1 protein-coding gene is annotated in these 905 nt (G+C 64.8%); it reads left to right on the plus strand.

Annotated elements, in window-relative coordinates; genetic code table 11:
• Window positions 1–905: branched-chain amino acid transaminase (locus B0W88_RS32020; protein ID WP_077038434.1), on the plus strand; the 905-nt coding region annotated here is incomplete at both ends.

Genomic DNA, 905 nt, shown 5'->3' on the forward strand with positions numbered 1-905 from the left:
CGACCGCGACGGCAAGATCTGGATGAACGGCGAGCTGGTGGACTGGCGCGACGCCAAGATCCACGTGCTCACCCACACGCTGCACTACGGCTGCGGCGCCTTCGAGGGCGTGCGCGCCTACAACACGCCCAAGGGCACGGCCATCTTCCGCTTGCGCGAGCACACCGAGCGCCTGTTCAACAGCGCCAAGATCCTGCGCATGAAGATCCCCTTCACCATCGAGCAGGTGGAAGAGGCGCAGAAGGCGGTGGTGCGCGAGAACAAGCTGGAGAGCTGCTACCTGCGGCCCCTCACCTGGATCGGCTCCGAGAAGCTCGGCGTTTCTCCGAAGGGCAACACCATCCACCTGATGGTCGCCGCCTGGGCCTGGGGTGCCTACCTGGGCGAGGAGGGCCTGAAGCGCGGCATCCGCGTCAAGACCAGCTCCTACACCCGCCACCACGTCAACATCACGATGACGCAGGCGAAGGCGGTGAGCAACTACTCGAACTCGATCCTGGCGAACATGGAAGCCACCGAGGACGGCTACGACGAGGCGCTGCTGCTGGACGCCTCGGGCTTCGTCTCCGAAGGCGCGGGCGAGAACATCTTCATCATCAAGAACGGCGTGGTCTACACGCCGGACCTCTCGGCCGGCGCGCTCAACGGCATCACCCGCAACACGATCTTCCACATCTGCCAGGACCTGGGCCTGAAGCTGGTGGAAAAGCGCATCACGCGCGACGAGGTCTATATCTCGGACGAGGCCTTCTTCACCGGCACCGCCGCGGAAGTGACACCGATCCGTGAGCTGGATCGCATCGAGATCGGTGCGGGCAGCCGCGGCCCGATCACCGAGAAGATCCAGTCCGCCTTCTTCGACATCGTCAACGGCCGCAACGCGAAGTACGCCGAGTGGCTGACCC

Source organism: Pelomonas sp. KK5, from assembly GCF_001984095.1.
Classification (GTDB): Bacteria; Pseudomonadota; Gammaproteobacteria; order Burkholderiales; family Burkholderiaceae_C; genus KK5.